The sequence below is a fragment of the Nonomuraea spiralis genome (assembly GCF_014648435.1).
Classification (GTDB): domain Bacteria; phylum Actinomycetota; class Actinomycetes; order Streptosporangiales; family Streptosporangiaceae; genus Nonomuraea; species Nonomuraea spiralis.
On record NZ_BMRC01000036.1, the window covers coordinates 64,858 to 80,660 of the forward strand.

The window sequence follows — 15,803 nt, forward strand, 5'->3', positions numbered from 1 at the left end:
GACGCCCGCCCCCGGAGCGGGAACGGGCGTCACGGGTGAAGCGGGCTCAGAAGGCCTCTTCGGGAAGCTCCATGAGGTCCTGGCCGGTGGCGGCGAGGACACGCCGCTCGGCCGACAGCCTCGGCAGCACGGTCGTGGCGAAGAACGACGCCGCGCCCACCTTGCCCTGGTAGAACGGGTCCTCGCCCTCGGCCAGCCGGGCCAGGGCCACCTCGGCCTGGCGTAGCAGCAGCCAGCCGATCACCAGGTCGCCCAGGGAGAGCAGGAACCGGGTGCTGTTCAGCCCGACCTTGTAGACCTCCTCCGGCTTCTCCAGCGAGCCGAGTGCCCAGCCGGCCATGGTGTCGCCCATGGCCTTGACCTCGACGGCGGCCTCGGCGAGCAGCTTGCGCTCCTCCTTGAGCCGGCCGTTGCCCGCCTCGGAGGCGGCGAACTCGTTGATCTCGGCGAGCAGCGCGCCGACCGCGGCGCCCTGGTTGCGCAGGATCTTTCTGAAGAACAGGTCGAGGCCCTGGATCGCGGTCGTGCCCTCGTACAGGGAGTCGATCTTGGCGTCGCGGATGTACTGCTCGATCGGGTAGTCCTGGAGGTAGCCGGAGCCGCCGAGCGTCTGCAGCGAGCGGGCCAGCAGCTCGTACGACCGCTCGGAGCCGACGCCCTTGACGAGGGGCAGCAGCAGGTCGTTCATGGCGTGCGCGTGCCGGTCGTCCGGGTCGATGAGGATCGTGTCCTGGAACGTGGCCGTGTAGAGGACCAGGGCCCGCATGCCCTCCGCGTACGCCTTCTGGAGCATCAGCTCGCGGCGCACGTCGGGGTGGTGGGTGATGGTCACCCGGGGCGCGCCCTTGTCGGCCATCTTGGTCAGGTCCGAGCCCTGGTAGCGGGACTTGGCGTAGTCGAGGGCGTTCAGGTAGCCGGTGGAGAGCGTGGCGATGGCCTTGGTGCCGACCATCATGCGGGCGTGCTCGATCACCATGAACATCTGCTTGATGCCCTCGTGCACGTCGCCGACCAGCCAGCCGATCGCCGGGTGCTTGTCGCCGAAGGTGAGCTCGCAGGTCGTGGAGACCTTCAGGCCCATCTTCTTCTCGACGTTGGTGACGTAGACGCCGTTGCGCTCGCCCAGCTCGCCGCTCTCCAGGTCCACGTGGAACTTGGGCACCAGGAACATCGACAGGCCCTTGGTGCCGGGGCCGTGCCCCTCGGGGCGGGCCAGGACCAGGTGGAAGATGTTGTCGGACATGTCGTGCTCGGCGCTGGTGATGAAACGCTTGACGCCCTCGATGTGCCAGGTGCCGTCGGCCTGCTGCACGGCCTTGGCCCGGCCGGCGCCGACGTCCGAGCCCGCGTCCGGCTCGGTGAGCACCATCGTGGCGCCCCAGTTGTTCTCGATCGCCAGCTCGGCGAAGCGCTTCTGCTCCGGCGTGCCGACGTTCCACAGGGTGTAGGCGAAGTTGGGGCCCGCGGCGTACATGTACAGGGCCGGGTTCGAGCCGAGCACCATCTCGGCGGTCGCCCAGGCGAGGCTGCGGGGGATGCCGGGGCCGCCCAGCTCGACGGGCAGGTCGAGGTGCGCCCAGCCGCCGTCCACCAGCGCCTTGAACGACTTCTTGAAGCCGGCCGGCACCGTCACCGTGCTCGTCTCGGGGTCGAACACCGGCGGATTGCGGTCGCCCTCCTCGAAGGAGTCGGCGAGCACGCCGGTCGCCAGCCTGTTGACCTCGTCCAGGATGCTCCGCGCGACGTCCTCGTCGACTTCGGCGAAGGGCCCGGTGCCGAGGATCTCGCGTCGACCGAACACCTCGAAGAGGTTGAATTCCAGGTCACGCACGTTGCTCTTGTAATGGCCCATGGGTGCAGATCTCCTTGAACCGAGGTCTTCATGTACTGGCGAGTAACCTTACCCGCAATGCTACCCGCGGGTAACCATGGCCATGCATGGCATGCTCGACTCCATGGACGCCGAAGAACTCGCCGCCAGGTGGCGGGAACGCCTGGAATCCTGGGCCATCCCCGAGTGGATCCTGGCCAAGGCCCCGGCTGATCCGTGGAGCCATTCGCCGGCCAGGTTCGCGGCCCGTACCGACCGGGCGCTGGCCGAGTCCGACGACGGCCCCACCATGACCCGGCTCGCCGAGGCGCTGCCCGACAAGGGCACGCTCCTCGACGTCGGCTCGGGCCCCGGCGCCGCGTCACTGCCGCTGCGCGAGCGCATCGGCCATCTGTACGCGGTCGACACCTCGGCGCCCATGCTGGAGGGCCTGACGGCCAGGGCGATGAACCTGGGCGTGCCAGTCACCGCCGTCGAGGGACGCTGGCCCGACGTGGGCGACCAGGTGCCGCAGGTCGACGTGTCCGTCGCCGCCCACGTGGTCTACAACGTGCCCGACCTGGCGGAGTTCCTGGTGGCGCTCGACCGCCACACCCGCGGCCGGGTGGTGCTCGAACTCCCGCACCGCCACCCCATGAGCTGGATGACGCCGCTCTGGCAACACTTCCACGGCGTCGACCGCCCGGTCCGGCCCATCGCCGAAGATTGCGTCGCGCTGGCCGCGGCGCTGGGCTTCCGGGTGCGCGTGGAGGAGCGGGAAGCGCCCCTGGAACGATTCAGCTCGGTCGAGGAACTGGCCGAGAGCGCCTGCCGCCGGGTGTGCCTCGATCCGTCCAGGGTGGCGGAGGTGGCCGAGACGGCCGTCGAACTGGGCATGTGGCCGGTGCCCCGCGACCGCTGGGTCACGGTCTGGTGGGAATGATCCGGTTTCCTGGGTCGTTTTACGACATGAGCTGACCGCTCCCGGACGAGACGCGCCGTACCCGGACACGCCAAGACGACGCACGTACCTGTACGTCTCGTCCTTTGGAGTGTCGATCATGGCGTGGATCCTCATCGTGCTGGCCGGCCTGTTCGAGGTGGTCATGGCGCTGTCCCTCAAGCTCAGCAACGGCCTCAGCAACCTGTGGTGGACCCTGTCGTTCCTGGCCACGGCCGCGCTGAGCTTCGGCCTGCTCGCCTACGCGCTCAAGTCCCTGGAGGTCGGCACCGCGTACGCCGTCTGGACCGGCATCGGGGCCGTCGGCACCGCGATCCTCGGCATGGTCGCCATGGGCGACGACGTGTCGCCGCTGCGTCTGACCTCGATCGCGCTCATCCTGGCCGGTGTCGTGGGGCTCAACCTCGCTGGTGGACACTAGTGCGATGATTGAGATTCACGCCCTTACCGTTGACGCCGCCGACCCCTTTGAGATCGCGAGCTGGTGGAGCCGGGCCACCGGGTGGCCGCTGGGCGAGGGTGACGAGCCGGGTGCCGACGAGGTCATGCTGCGTACGCCTCAGGACCCGTTCCTGCTGTTCATCCGCGTGCCCGAGGGCAAGACCGGCAAGAACCGGGTGCACTTCGACGTCAACGGCACCGATGGCAGGACGCGCAACGAGGAGGTCGAGCGGCTGCTGGGCCTCGGCGCGACCATCTTCCAGGACCAGCGCAAGCCCGACGGCACGGGCTGGGTGACCATGCTCGACCCCGAGGGGAACGAGTTCTGCGTGTGCAGGAGCGAGGCCGAGAGGGCCTTGCCGGAATGATGTTCTGTCGGTGAAGCTGGCCCCATGAGCGTGAGGGCCGTCGTCTGCACCGGGTACGGCAAGCCGGTCGAGGTCGTCGAGCTGCCGGATCCCGTTCCCGGGCCCGATCAGGTGGTCGTCGAGGTCGAGGCGGCCGGGGTCAACTTCGTCGACGGGCTGATGGTGCGCGGCGGCTACCAGATCAGGCCGCCATTGCCCTTCACACCCGGCTACGAGGTGGCGGGGCGGCTGGCCGACGGCCGCAGGGTCGTGGCGATCACCGGGCTGGGCGGCTTCGCGACGCGGGTGCTGGTGCACCGGGCGCAGGCCGTACCTCTGCCCGAGGGTTTCGACATGCTCGCGGCGGCCACGTTCCCGCAGAGCTACTGCACCGCCATGTACGCGCTCAGGGAGCGCGGCCGGCTGCTTCCCGGCGAGCGGGTGCTCGTGCTCGGGGCGGGCGGCGGCGTGGGACTGGCCGTGGTCCAGGTCGCCAAGGCACTCGGCGCCGTCGTACTGGCGGCGGCGTCCACCGGCGAGAAGAGGGAGCGCGCCCGGCGGGCGGGAGCCGACGACGCGATCGGCTACGACGGGCTGAAGGAAGCGGCCAGGTCGTGGGGCGTGGACGTGGCGGTCGACCCGGTCGGCGGCGAGCTGTCCGAACAGGCCCTTCGCGGGCTGCGCGAGGGCGGGCGGCTCCTGGTCGTCGGCTTCGCCTCGGGCGGCATCGCGAGGCTGCCCGCCAACCAGGTGCTGCTGCGTAACCGGGCGGTCGTGGGCGTGGACTGGGGCGCGTGGTCGATGGGCCACGCGGTGGAGAACCGGGTCATGCTCGAAGGTCTGCTGGCGATGCCGGGCATCGTCCCGGCGGCGCCGGAGGTCAGGCCGCTGGCGGAGGCGGGCCGGGCCATGGACGACCTGCTGGAGCGACGGGTCACTGGGAAGATCGTGCTCGTCCCTTCATCGTGACGGTCAGGATCGCGGCGATCAGGTAGACCAGCGCGCCGTGCCACATCGCCTGCACGGCCGAGCCGAACACGCCCTCGCCGTCGAGCACGAGCTGCACCGGGTAGTCGAGCACCGCGGTGATGGCGGCGGGCAGGAGCGCGAACTTCCAGGGGTGCCGCAGCGACCAGAGCCTGGCCTGGCGGGTGACGCGGTCGCCCTCGTTCGGCTTTGCGACCGAGCCGATCGCGGCGATCAGCGCGAACAGGCTGATGCCGAGCCCGAGGGCCCACACCAGGTCGCCGTCGCCGGTGAGCGCGCCCATCCCGAAGCTGGCGGCCGACACCACGGCGCCGCCGATGGCGGCGGTCTTCCAAGGGGCGCCCCGCAGGGCCGCCGCAGACAGTGAGACTTCATCGCGCCTACTGATTTCGTTCATGTCCTCATGGTGCCGCCGCGGGCCCCCTGGGGGCATCGGGGACGGACCCTGACCTGTCCCTGACATGATTCCCATATGAGGGAAATCGCCATTGTGCAGTTGGGACCGGACGAAGGGGAGCGGCTGAAGGAGGTCCGGCTGCGGGCGCTCCAGGAGTCGCCGGACGCGTTCGGCTCCTCGTACGCGCGGGAGGTCGGGTTCTCCGCCGAGGACTGGGCCGAAAGGCTGAAAAATCCGGATTCGCGGTGGTGGGTGGCCACGAGCGACGGCCTGGGTGACGTGGGCCTGGTGTGCATGCTTCTGGAGGAGACCGGCGCCCACCTGCTGTCCATGTGGGTCGCCCCCGAGGCCAGGGGCCGCGGGCTCGCCTCCCGGCTGGTCGACCGGTCCGTGGAGTGGGCCCGCTCGTCCGGCGCGGAGCAGGTGCAGCTCTGGGCCGTCGACCGGAACCACGCCGCCCGCGCCCTCTACGGCGCCAAGGGTTTCACCCCCAGCGGCAAGGTCATGGCCCTGCCCTCCAACCCGGCCCTGATGGAGACCAACTACGTGTTGTCCCTGCTGTTCCGCCAGGCCCGCAAGGAGGACGTGCCGGCCATCGTGTCGATGCTGGCCGACGACCCGCTCGGCGCCACCCGCGAGGGCGCCCCCGACGACACCCGCTACCTGATGGCCTTCGACCGCATCGAGGCCAACCCGTACGACGAGCTGATCGTGGCCGAACAGGAGGGCGAGGTGGTGGGCACGATGCAGCTCACGTACCTGGCCGGGTTGTCGCGGCTGGGCGCGGAGCGGTGCCAGATCGAGGCGGTCAGGGTGGCGGCCTCGACGCGCGGCCAGGGGCTGGGCGGGAAGATGATCCAGTGGGCCGTCGACCGGGCGCGGGCCAGGGGCTGCGCCGTCGTTCAGCTCACCTCCGACAAGTCACGCGCCGACGCCCACCGCTTCTACGCCGCGCTCGGCTTCACCGCTTCCCACGAGGGCTACAAACTCTCCCTGACCTGAGCCGCCCCCAGGGGCGTCCCCAACGGGCCTTCAGGGGCCTTCGCCGAGCTGGGCCAGCATCCAGCGGCACCAGTCGGCGCGGTGGCGCTCGTAGCTCAGCCCGCAGCGCAGCGTGGCGTAGCCGCCGAACCCCGGGTCGCCGAAGGCCGGCTGCCCGCCGAAGGACGCCTCCTGCCGCTCGTAGTCGGCCAGCCGCGCCTCGTGCGTGGCGAGCTGGTCGGCGAACAGCCGCCTGACCAGCTCCGGCTCGGCCACCCAGGCCGCGTACGTCTTCAGCACCAGCTCATCGCGCTCCGGCCGCTCGCGCGGCGGCTCGGTGACCCATTCCCGCAGCGCCGCCAGCCCCTCGGCGGTCAGGTGGTAGACCTTCTTGTCCTGCGGCCCGGGCCCGTGCGCGCTCTCGAACCCGACCAGCCCGCCCGCCCGCAGCTTCTGCAGCTCGGCGTGGATCTGGCTGTGCCCGGCCGTCCAGAAGTAGCCGACGGGCCGCCGCATGGACGCCGCGAGGTCGTATCCGGTGCGCTCGCCGCGCGCCAGCACGGCCAGGATCGCGTATCCGAGCGTTGAGGTCATGGTGGGTCCAAGGATATGGTGCTTGCGGCACTATGTCAGTTCAGACATAGTCTGAAGGAGGGCGCGGCGGCCATGCGGAAGATCGTCGGATGGATGACACTCCTCACTCTGGGGCTGACCGGCTGCGGGGGCGCGGTCCGCACCACGGCCGCCGACGTCCCCACCACAACCACCACAACCGCGACGGCCGCCGGGGTCCCGAGCCCCGACCCGACCCCCACCCCGAGCGCGCCGCCCACCGGCCCCAACGTCTCCGGCTGCTTCACCGAGCAGGACGGCAAGATCTTCACCCACGTCCGCGGCCTGCCCGGCGTGATCACGGGCAAGGGCCCGGTCGGCGTGGTGATCACCTACGAGCGCCGCGGCAGCGTGTGCGCCTGGCGCCCGCTCTCGGACCGCCTGGTCGCCGCCGGCTACCGCGTCCTGCTCTACGCCAGGGACGCCGGCCTCCTGCCCGAGGACGGCGCCGTCGCCATGGGCCGGCGCCTGGCCAAGGAGAAGGGCGTCGAGCGCGTGTTCCTGGTCGGCGGCTCGATCGGCGCCACCGCCTCGGTCCCGGCGGCGGAGCAGCTCGCCGGGAAATCGGCGGGCAAGCCGGGCGTGAAGGTGGCCGGCGTGGTCGCCCTGTCAGGCGAGATCGACGAGGGCGACGCCGCCGCGCTCACCGTGCCGCTGCTGCAGATCGGCTCCGAGCACGACTCCTACGGCGGCGCCCGGTCGCTGCGCGCCGCCGAGACGGCCGCGGCCAAGGCCCCCGACAACCAGGCGCTGATCATCCCCGGCGAGTCGCTGCACGCCTCGGCCCTGTTCGGCAGCCCTCACGCCGCCAAGGTGCTCGACGCCGTCGTGGCGTTCATGGACCGGCACAAGGGCTGACCTCGACCAGGTTGTCGTGGAAGGCGGGCCCCCGGCCCATGTCGCCGTCCCGCTCGGCCACGACCGCGTTCGCGTTCGCGCCGCCGGGGCTCAGCTTCGGCCAGCGGCCCTTGGGCGTCGCCACCACGCCGGGCGCGACCCGGTCGCTGATCTCCACGTCGGCCAGGAACTCACCGCCGTCGTTGTGCACCCGTACGCGCTGCCCGCCCACCAGCCCGCGGGCCGCCGCGTCGGCCGGGTTCACCAGCACCGCGGGCTCCTTGGCCCGCCGCCGCAGCTCGGGATTGTTGCCGAAGATCGTGTTCAGGAACGTGTGCGCGGCCGGCGTGACCAGCGTCAACGGGTACGCCGCCCGCGACGCGACAGCCGTGTGCGACGGCACGTACGCCTTCCCCGAGGGCGGGAAGCGCAGCCGCCCGGACGGCGTGGGGAAGCCCTCGGCGAACGGCGTGAACGGCTTGGGATAGTTCATCCGCACCCACCCCTCCTTGCGCAGCCGGTCCAGCGTCACGCCTTCGAGCGACGGATGCCCGCTCGCCAGCAGCGACTCGGCCAGCTCCAGGTCGGAGTCGTACAGGGAGGGCTCGGTCAGGCCCATGTGCGCGGCCAGCCGGCGGAAGGTCTCGGTCGTGGACAGGCACTCGCCGGGCGGCCGTACGGCGGGCTCGTTCCACAGCAGGTACATGTGGCCGTACCCGGCGTGCAGGTCCATGTGCTCGGTCTGCATGGTCGCCGGCAGCACGATGTCGGCGTAGTCCACGGTGTCGGTCGGGAACTGCTCCATGACGACCGTGAACAGGTCCTCGCGGGCGAGCTGCCGCCTGATCGCGTTGGCGTCGGGGGTCGAGCCGAGCGGGTTGGCGGCGTACACCCAGAGGCATTTGACGTCGTCGAGCTGCGAGCCGAGCTTGGTCATGACCAGCGTGCGCACCGGCTTGGCCAGCAGGTCGTCGCGCCTGTCGACGTTCACCCGCACGTGACCGCTCGTCGAGTACGCCACGCCGCCGCCCGGGTGCCGCCAGTCGCCGGTCACGCCGGGGATCGCGGCGATCGTCCGCATCGCCGTGCCGCCGCCCGCGTGCCGCTGGATGCCCATGGTGGCGCGGATCGCGGTCGGCCGGGTGTGGGCCAGGCGCATCCCCAGGCTGTGGACGTCCTCGGCGGGGATGCCGGTGATCTCCGCCACCCGCTCCACCGGGTACTCCAGGATCTCCTTACGGAAGTCCTCCCAGCCCTCGGTGTGCTCGGCCAGGAACTCCTCGTCCTGGGCGTTCTCGGCGAGCACGACGTTCAGCAGCCCGAGCGCGAGCGCCGCGTCCGTGCCCGGCCTGATCGCCAGGTGCTGGTCGGCCTGGTCGGCGGTCCTGGTGCGGATGGGGTCGATGGCGACCACGTACGCGCCGTCCGCCCTGGCGTCCTGGATGAACTTCCACAGGTGGTGGCCGCTGGTCAGCGTGTTCGTGCCCCAGAGCAGGATCAGCCTGGCCTGGGCGAAGTTCTCCGGGTCCATGCCGCCCGCGGTGCCGTTGGCCTTCATCAGCCCGCTGCTGCCGGCCGCCGAGCAGATGTTCAGCCAGTGCTTGGACGCCCCCAGCACGTTCCAGAACCGGCGGCCCGCCACGCCCTCGCAGCCCTGGAGGTAACCCAGCGACCCCGTCCCCAGGTACGGCCAGATCGCCTCGCCGCCGTGCTCGTCCACGATGCCGCGCAGGCGCGTCGAGATCTCGTCGAGCGCCTCGTCCCAGGTGATCCGCTCGAACTGCCCCGACCCCTTCGGCCCGGTACGCCGCATCGGATACAGGATGCGGTCGTCCGCCTGCGTGTGCTCCAGGTACCGGTTGACCTTCACGCACAACGCGCCGCGGGTGTAGGGATGGTCGGGATTGCCGCGCATCTTGACCGCCTGCCCGTCCCGTACGGTGACGACCCACGAACAGGTGTCCGGGCAGTCAAGCGGACATGCCCCCAAAACCCTAATTTCGCCCGACATGCGCCCCAGCCTACGTCCCGGCCCACCCGTGACGGGCGACCCGCCCCCGCGACACCGCCGGTCCGACCTCGTGGAAGAACGCAAAGGTGAACGGGGGGAGTTCCACCGTGTAGCCTGCCTCGCGCAGCCTGGCCGCGACGTACTCGGCCGACGCGTCGTGACCGGGCCGCCCGGCCGCGCGGTTTCCCCCGTGCGCGCCGGCGACGGAATCGAAATCCCGGAAACAACCGGGCGTCGGGGGCGACGAGGGCCGGCGGCGGCATCGCGAGAGTGCACATGCCATGAACACCCCAAGGCTTCATGGTGTGCACACGCGGGCAGGTCAATGCTGGCCGGGTCTTCACCCGGTGCGCTCACCGGGACGACGAACGAGGACACTGGAGATCAGAGATCGTACGGTCCGGCCGGGAAGGTGCAGAATCACTGTCGGTGGCCGAAATCAGGGAACGAGATGATGACACGGCGGACCTCGCGGAGGGGGATCCAGCCGTGGCCGAGTCACGCGCCGACGGCGGCGTCTACGTAGTAGAGCCGCTCCTTCCCCAGCGCCTGCGGCGTCCCTCCGACCTGCTGCGGTTCTTCGCGACGCTGATGGTGCTCGGGGCGGTGATCCTGCTCGCCCTCGTCGCCAAGCAGACGCTCAACGGGCTGGAGCAGGACGTCAAGGTGGGCGCCGAGATGGTGCCGCTGCTCAGCCGGGTGGCCGCCTTCATCGGCAGCGCGGCCGTGCTCATCGTGCCCGCCGCGTTCGCCGTCGAGCGGGTCTTCCACCGCGACGGCCTGCGCGTCGCGGAAGGGCTGATCGCGGCCATCATCGGCATGGCCGGGTCGTTCCTGCTCGGGCAGTGGATCGAGGCGAGCAGCCTGACCGACCTGCGCATCCTGCTCACCGGCGACCGCGAGATCGAGCCGCTGAACACGCTGCTCACCTCGGTGATCGCCTACACCACCGCGGTCCGCATCGCCCGCCGCCCCACGTGGCGCATGCTCATGTGGACCTCGATCGCCCTCTACATCCTCACCTACTTCTCCGGCCGGCAGATCACCCTGCCGAGCGCCATCGTGACCGTCCTGGTCGGCATGGCCATCGGCTACGCCACCCTCTACGGCGTCGGCAGCCCCAACACCCGCCCGCCCGGCAGCGCCGTGGTCGCCGCGCTGCGCAAGCTGTCGTTCTCGCCGGTCTCCGCCCGCCGCATCGAGGACGACCACCAGGGCAGCCGCCGCTACGCCATCGGCCTCGTCGACGGCACCAGCCTCGACGTCACCGTCCTCGACCGCGACCGCCAGGTGGCCGGGCTGCCGTACCGGCTGTGGCGGCGGATCAGGCTCCACTCCGAGACCAGGCGCAGGGCCATCCGCTCCCTGCGGGCCGAGCTGGAACGCGAGGCCCTCATGGCGTACGCCGCCCAGGCCGCCGGCGCCAGCACGCCGCGCCTGCTCGGCACCAGCGAGATCGGCACCGAGGCCGCCCTGCTCGCCTACGAGCACATCGAGACCCGCCCGCTCGACGAGGTGCCCGACGCCGAGATCGACGACGCCCTGCTCGCCCAGATCTGGGAGCAGGTCGAGCTGCTGCAGATCCAGCGGCTCGCCCACCGGCGCCTCACCGGCGACAGCATCCACCTCGACCGCGCGGGCCGGGTCGTGCTGACCGACGCCCGCAGCGGCGAGATCGCCGCCGGCGACCTGCTGCTCCGGCTCGACATCGCCCAGTTGCTCACCTATCTGGCGCTGCGCGTCGGCCCCGAGCGCTCGGTGCGGGCCGCCGCCGCCGTGATGGGCCCCGACGCGCTCGCCGCCGCCATGCCGCTGCTCCAGCGCATCGCCCTGACCAGGGAGACCCGCGCGGCCCTGTCCAAGGCCAAGAACGTGCTCACCGGCCTGCGCGACCACATCGTCGCGCTCAAACCCCAGGGCAAGGTCGAAGAGGTACGCCTGGAGCGCTTCCGGCCGCGCACCCTGATCACGATCATCGCCAGCACGGTCGCCGCCTACGTCGTGCTCTCCCAGCTCAGCAAGGTCGACCTCTACAAGGTGGCCACCACCGCCAACTGGGCCTGGTCCGGCCTGGCGCTGATCGCCTCGTTCTGCAGCTTCGTCGCCGCCGCCCTGATGTTGCGCGGCTTCGTGCCCGAACGCCTGCCGCTCTGGCGTACCGTCCTGGTGCAGTTCGCCTCGTCGTTCGTCAAGCTGGTCGCGCCCGCCGCGGTCGGCGGCGTCGCGATCAACACCCGCTACCTGCAAAAACGCGGCATCTCACCGGCGCTCGCGGTGGCCAGCGTGGGCGCCTCGCAGCTCATCATGCTGGTCTTCCACATCGCCCTGCTGCTGCTGTTCGCCTACATCACCGGCTCCGCCGCCGCCACCTCCTTCACCCCCTCGCGCGGCCTGGTCGTGGCGATGCTCGCCATCGCGCTGCTGGTCGCGGTGGTGCTCGGCGTGCCGCCGCTGCGCCGCATCGTGACCGTACGGATGCGCACGCTGTTCTCGAACGTGTTGCCCCGGCTGCTCGACGTGCTTCAGTCGCCGGCCAAGATGATCGAGGCCAGCGTCGGCACGCTCATGATCACCATCGCGTTCGTGGCCTGCCTCGACGCCTGCGTCGCGGCGTTCGGCGGTCAGCTGAGCTTCACCGCCGTCGCCGTCGTCTACCTCACCGCCAACGCCATCGGCTCGGCCGCGCCCACGCCCGGCGGCCTCGGCGCGGTCGAGTACGCGCTGACCCTGGGCCTCGTGGCCGCCGGCCTCGAGTGGGACCTGGCCGCCTCGGCCGTGCTGCTGTTCCGGCTGCTCACGTTCTGGCTGCCGGTGCTGCCCGGCTGGGCGGCCTTCACCTACCTCCAGCGGCACGAGGCCCTGTGACCGGCCGCTGATCAGCGAGCCGACGCGACCGGGCCGGTGATCTTGTCGATCGCCTCCAGCTCGTCCTCGGTGAACACCGGGCCGTCCACGCACGCCACGTTGTCCTCAAGCTGCCCGACGCTGCTCGCCCCGATCAGCACGCTCGTCACCCGCGGGTCCCGCAGCGTCCACGACAGAGCCATCTGGGCCAGCGTCTGACCCCGGCTCCTGGCGATCTCGTCGAGGTCGCGCGCCAGGTCCCGGTCGATCTGGTCGGCGTTCAGGAACCGGCTCGTCGCCGCCCGCGAGTCCGTGGGCACGCCCTCCAGATAGCGGTCGGTCAGCAGCCCCTGCGCCAGCGGCGAGTACACGATGCAGCCCATACCCGCCTCCTCCAGCACGTCGAGCAGCCCGTCGTCCTCGATCCACCGGTTGATCATCGAGTACGACGGCTGGTGGATGAGCAGCGGCGTGCCCAGCTCGCGCATGATCCGCGCGGCCTGCGCGGTCTGCTCGGCCGAGTAGTTGGAGATGCCCGCGTAGAGCGCCTTGCCCGAGCGCACGGCCCGGTCCAGCGCCCCCATGGTCTCCTCCAGCGGCGTGTCCGGGTCGGGACGGTGGCTGTAGAACACGTCCACGTACTCCAGGCCCATACGGTCGAGCGACTGGTCGAGGCTGGCCAGCAGATACTTGCGCGACCCCCACTCCCCGTACGGCCCCGGCCACATGTCGTACCCGGCCTTGGTGGAGATGACCAGCTCGTCCCGGTACGCCGCGAAGTCCTCCCGGAAGATCCGCCCGAAGTTCCGCTCCGCCGACCCGTACGGCACCCCGTAGTTGTTGGCCAGGTCGAAATGCGTCACCCCGAGGTCGAACGCCCGCCGCAACACCGCCCGCGAGTTCTCGACCGGCCGGTCGTCGCCGAAGTTGTGCCACAACCCCAGCGACACCGCGGGCAGCCTCAGCCCGCTGCGCCCGCTCCGGTTGTACGGCTGGCGTCCGTAACGCCCCTCGTCGGCCAGGAAGGTCATGCCGTGCCCCTCTCGATGATCCAGGACAGCGCGAACGCCTCCTCACGCCAGGCGTCGTACCGCCCGCTGCGCCCGCCGTGCCCCGCGCCCATCTCCGTCTTGAGCAGGAACGGCCCGCCGGACGCGATCGCGCGCAGCCGCGCGATCCACTTGGCCGGCTCGTGGTACAGAACGCGCGTGTCGTTCAGGCTGGTGATCGCCAGAATCGGCGGGTACACCCTGCCGTCCACGTTCTCGTACGGCGAATAGCTCTTCATGTAGGCGTAGATGTCCGCGTTGTGCAGCGGGTCGCCCCACTCGTCCCATTCGATCACCGTCAGCGGCAACGACGGGTCGAGGATCGTGTTGAGCGCGTCCACGAACGGCACCTCGGCCACCACACCCGCGAACTCCTCGGGAGCCAGGTTCGTCACCGCGCCCATCAGCAGCCCGCCCGCCGAACCGCCGCGCGCGACGACCCGCCCGCTCCAGCCGCTCGCCTTCAGGTGCCTGGCCACGTCCACGAAGTCGGTGAACGTGTTCCGCTTCGTGGTCGTCTTGCCGTTCTCGTACCAGTGGCGGCCCATCTCGCCGCCGCCCCTGACGTGCGCGATGGCGAAGACGAACCCGCGATCCAGCAACGACAGCCGGGGAACCGAGAAACCCGGGTCGATGGAGGTCTCGTAGCTGCCGTAGCCGTACAGCAGGGTCGGCGCCGGCGTCGAGGTGTTCTTGCGCTTGACGATCGAGATCGGCACGCGGGTGCCGTCCTCGGCCGTCGCCCACTCGCGGAACTGCTCGTAGTCGCCCGGGTCGTAGCCGCCGAGCACCGGACGCTGCTTGAGCAGGATCAGCTCGTGCGAGTCCAGCTCGTAGTCGTACACGCTGGGCGGCGTCACCATGCTCGTGTACGCCAGCCTGAGCCGCCTCGTGGTGAACTCCGGGTTGCCCGCCGGGCCGACGTCGTACAGGGGCTCGGGGAAGTCGATCTCGTACGCGTTCCGCTCGGCCGCCTCGACACGCTCACGCCAGTCCGCGCCGGCCGCCGGGTAGGGCAGCACCCGCAGCCCGGTCAGCCCGTCGCGGCGGAAGTGCACGACGACGTGGTCGGAGAACGCGTCGATCTCCAGGAGCCTCGTGTCCTCGCGGTGCTCGATCAGCGGGGTCCACGCGCCGGGATCGTCGAGGGGGGCCGTGGCCAGCTCGAAGTTCTCGGCGTTCTCGTTGTGCAGGACGTAGAAGAAGTCGCCCGCGTGCTCGACGCCGTACTCCACGCCGGTCGTCCTCGGCCTGACGAGCCGGAACTCGCCGGCGGGGTCGGCCGCGTCGAGGATGCGCACCTCGCTCGTGATCTTGCTGCCCACACCCAGCACGAGGTACCGCTCGCTGCGGGTCAGCCCGATGCCCACCCAGAAGCGCTCGTCGGTCTCCTCGTAGACCAGCACGTCCTCTTCGGTGCCGAGGGTGTGCCGGTAGACCTGGTAGGGCCGCCAGGCGTCGTCCACGCGCGTGTAGAAGAACGCCGAGCCGTCCGCCGACCAGGCGCCGCCGTAGAAGATGTCCTTGATCTCGTCGGCCAGCACCTCACCCGTCTCAAGGTTCCTGAACCTCAGCGTGAAGCGCTCGTCGCCCTTGAAATCGGTCGAATAGGCCAGCATCGTGCCGTCGGGCGTGACGGCGCTGGTGCCCACGGAGAAGAACGCGCTGTCGCCCGCGAGCTCGTTGCCGTCCAGGACGACCTGCTCGCGCTCAAGGCGCTCGCCCGGGGTGATCTGCGGGGGCGCGTCGCTGTCCGCCGGCACCCGGCAGGACACCGCGTACTGCTTCCCCTCTTCGGTACGCGTGAAGTACCACCAAGCGCCCTTACGGCTGGGCACCGACAGGTCGGTCTCCTGCGTGCGTCCCTTGATCTCCTGGAAGACCTGCTCCTGGAGCTCGGTGAGATGCGCGGTGTGCTCCTTGAGAAAGTCGTTCTCGGCCTCCAGGTACGCCGTTGTGTCCGGGTCGTCCTTGTTGCTGAGCCAGGCGTACTCGTCGATGACCGTGTCGCCGTGATGCGTGCGCTCAGTCGGGACCTTCTTCGCCTCTGGCGGCGGAATGCTGCTCACGGGGGGAGTCTATGTTCGGCCGTGATCGTTCTGTTGCCGGGCGACCTGGCGAACGCGTCTCGAGCGGTCGGGAGCGCTGCTAATCTTTAGGAGCCGACGAGGTGCGGCGCAACCCACTCCCTTCACTCCGGTGATATTGGTGTGTTGCGGACGCAGGCGTCGACAATCCCTTCTGGCTCGCAGGTCTGAAGATCGGTTCGCTAACCGAGCGACAGGCTGGTAAGTTAGAGGGGTTGTCCCGGAAGCGGGGCGCGACTTAATTCCAGCAGGTCGAGCAAGTCCGGTCAATTTGACAGAGACTTGAACGGCTGAAAGAATTAAGACACAACGAAAGAACGCAAGACGAAATGAACGCCTCTGAGCGAGGATCCGGGAACGGGTTCTGGTGAGGAAGTACGCGTCCGTTTCTTGAGAACTCAACAGTGTGTTTAAAAGCCAGTGCATGAAAACCATGCAT

General features: G+C 70.2%; 13 protein-coding genes and 1 riboswitch. Of the genes, 7 read left to right on the plus strand and 6 right to left on the minus strand.

What is annotated here, in order from left to right:
* Nucleotides 1–46: 46 nt before the first annotated feature.
* The gene (locus tag IEZ27_RS46845) at nucleotides 47–1,852 is read right to left on the minus strand and encodes an acyl-CoA dehydrogenase (RefSeq protein ID WP_189653155.1); all 1,806 of its coding nucleotides are present in this window, start codon (nucleotides 1,850–1,852) and stop codon (nucleotides 47–49) included.
* 103 nt (nucleotides 1,853–1,955) lie between these two features.
* Here IEZ27_RS46845 and IEZ27_RS46850 point away from each other — a divergent pair, with 103 nt between their 5' ends.
* The 4 genes from IEZ27_RS46850 (at nucleotide 1,956) to IEZ27_RS46865 (ending at nucleotide 4,528) form a co-directional block, all read left to right on the plus strand.
* Nucleotides 1,956–2,753: a class I SAM-dependent methyltransferase gene (locus tag IEZ27_RS46850; RefSeq protein WP_229824979.1), complete on the plus strand. Its 798-nt coding sequence runs from the start codon at nucleotides 1,956–1,958 to the stop codon at nucleotides 2,751–2,753.
* 23 nt (nucleotides 2,754–2,776) lie between these two features.
* Nucleotides 2,777–2,838, plus strand: a riboswitch (guanidine-III (ykkC-III) riboswitch).
* A gap of 33 nt (nucleotides 2,839–2,871) precedes the next feature.
* A complete protein-coding gene (locus tag IEZ27_RS46855) occupies nucleotides 2,872–3,192 on the plus strand; it encodes a DMT family transporter (protein WP_189653156.1) in 321 nt (106 codons plus the stop codon).
* A gap of 4 nt (nucleotides 3,193–3,196) precedes the next feature.
* Nucleotides 3,197–3,580, plus strand: a complete 384-nt coding sequence (locus tag IEZ27_RS46860; RefSeq protein ID WP_189653157.1) for a VOC family protein — start codon at nucleotides 3,197–3,199, stop codon at nucleotides 3,578–3,580.
* Nucleotides 3,581–3,604: 24 nt separating this feature from the next.
* Complete coding sequence (locus IEZ27_RS46865; RefSeq protein ID WP_189653158.1) at nucleotides 3,605–4,528, plus strand: zinc-binding dehydrogenase; 924 nt, start codon at nucleotides 3,605–3,607, stop codon at nucleotides 4,526–4,528.
* On the opposite strand, the gene IEZ27_RS46870 is transcribed toward IEZ27_RS46865, so the two are convergent.
* Nucleotides 4,494–4,943, minus strand: coding sequence for a hypothetical protein (locus IEZ27_RS46870; protein WP_229824980.1), 450 nt, complete (start codon nucleotides 4,941–4,943; stop codon nucleotides 4,494–4,496). The two genes, IEZ27_RS46865 and IEZ27_RS46870, sit on opposite strands and share 35 nt — an antisense overlap.
* A 75-nt stretch (nucleotides 4,944–5,018) precedes the next feature.
* On the opposite strand from IEZ27_RS46870, the gene IEZ27_RS55395 reads away from it, so the two are divergent.
* On the plus strand, nucleotides 5,019–5,945 hold the full coding sequence (locus tag IEZ27_RS55395; RefSeq protein WP_125645728.1) for a GNAT family N-acetyltransferase: 927 nt from the start codon (nucleotides 5,019–5,021) through the stop codon (nucleotides 5,943–5,945).
* Between the two features lie 30 nt (nucleotides 5,946–5,975).
* On the opposite strand, the gene IEZ27_RS46880 is transcribed toward IEZ27_RS55395, so the two are convergent.
* On the minus strand, nucleotides 5,976–6,518 hold the full coding sequence (locus IEZ27_RS46880; protein ID WP_189653159.1) for a PadR family transcriptional regulator: 543 nt from the start codon (nucleotides 6,516–6,518) through the stop codon (nucleotides 5,976–5,978).
* Nucleotides 6,519–6,611: 93 nt separating this feature from the next.
* On the opposite strand from IEZ27_RS46880, the gene IEZ27_RS46885 reads away from it, so the two are divergent.
* The gene (locus IEZ27_RS46885) at nucleotides 6,612–7,394 is read left to right on the plus strand and encodes an alpha/beta fold hydrolase (protein WP_189653160.1); all 783 of its coding nucleotides are present in this window, start codon (nucleotides 6,612–6,614) and stop codon (nucleotides 7,392–7,394) included.
* On the opposite strand, the gene IEZ27_RS46890 is transcribed toward IEZ27_RS46885, so the two are convergent.
* Entirely contained in the window at nucleotides 7,372–9,384 is a 2,013-nt protein-coding gene (locus IEZ27_RS46890; RefSeq protein WP_189653161.1) for a molybdopterin-containing oxidoreductase family protein, read from the minus strand. The genes IEZ27_RS46885 and IEZ27_RS46890 overlap by 23 nt on opposite strands.
* A gap of 489 nt (nucleotides 9,385–9,873) precedes the next feature.
* Between IEZ27_RS46890 and IEZ27_RS46895 the strand changes: the two genes are divergently transcribed.
* Complete coding sequence (locus IEZ27_RS46895; protein WP_189653162.1) at nucleotides 9,874–12,249, plus strand: lysylphosphatidylglycerol synthase transmembrane domain-containing protein; 2,376 nt, start codon at nucleotides 9,874–9,876, stop codon at nucleotides 12,247–12,249.
* 11 nt (nucleotides 12,250–12,260) lie between these two features.
* Here IEZ27_RS46895 and mgrA read toward each other — a convergent pair whose 3' ends face one another.
* The gene (gene mgrA, locus IEZ27_RS46900; protein WP_189653163.1) at nucleotides 12,261–13,259 is read right to left on the minus strand and encodes an L-glyceraldehyde 3-phosphate reductase; all 999 of its coding nucleotides are present in this window, start codon (nucleotides 13,257–13,259) and stop codon (nucleotides 12,261–12,263) included.
* Entirely contained in the window at nucleotides 13,256–15,346 is a 2,091-nt protein-coding gene (locus IEZ27_RS46905; protein WP_189653164.1) for a S9 family peptidase, read from the minus strand. Before IEZ27_RS46905 ends, mgrA begins: the two co-directional genes overlap by 4 nt.
* Between the last annotated feature and the right edge of the window lie 457 nt (nucleotides 15,347–15,803).